Below are 635 nucleotides of genomic sequence, written 5' to 3'. Positions count from 1 at the left end.
GGCAGATACTTTGTATCTTTGCTTTTTTTTGTCAAATACTACGGGAATGAACGCAAAATGCATATGTGGAGTTGTTTCATCCATGTGGACATAGGCGGATATTATATTTTCCTTGCCATATCGATTTTCAAGGAATTTGTAGGCACTTGCAAAAAATCTATGCATATCGTCATTTTTAAGGTCTTTCGGTGCTGTGATCACCCACGAACACATGACATTTACATCTTTTCGATTCATGCAATACACTTCGCTACACCGCTTTTTGATAAATTCCCATTGCGATATGCTTCTATCCGGACCGCGATTATAATTCATTCCGGAAAATGCTGTATCAATATCTTGATTGCCAAATTTTATATAATTGCCATCTTCATCTTTTGCTCTTTCGTAGTGCTTTAGCATATGCCCGCAAGCCCCTTTTGTCATCTTCATTACATGAGCCATTTTAACCCCCTTGTATACCAAATTTCACAATGCTTAAAACCCTGCTACATCCCCATGGTAGCACAGTTTTTCGCAAAGTTCAATTTGCTATAGCAAGTTATAGCAGAATTTCATTCTGCAAACTTGCAAGGGGATACCCCTTGACCCCTTAGGGCTTTGCCCTCACCAAAGGTCGCTTCGCTCCCAATGGC

At 40.0% G+C, this 635-nt stretch carries 1 protein-coding gene; it reads right to left on the bottom strand.

What is annotated here, in order from left to right; all coding sequences use genetic code 11:
• Positions 1–444: MobV family relaxase (gene mobV / locus EII29_RS11485; protein WP_199726092.1), on the bottom strand; the 444-nt coding region annotated here is incomplete at its 3' end.
• Between the last annotated feature and the right edge of the window lie 191 nt (positions 445–635).

The sequence above is a fragment of the Leptotrichia sp. OH3620_COT-345 genome, assembly GCF_003932895.1.
GTDB lineage: Bacteria > Fusobacteriota > Fusobacteriia > Fusobacteriales > Leptotrichiaceae > Pseudoleptotrichia.
The sequence above is the reverse complement of the archived record's forward strand: the minus strand, read 5'-3'. Positions and strand labels throughout refer to the sequence as shown.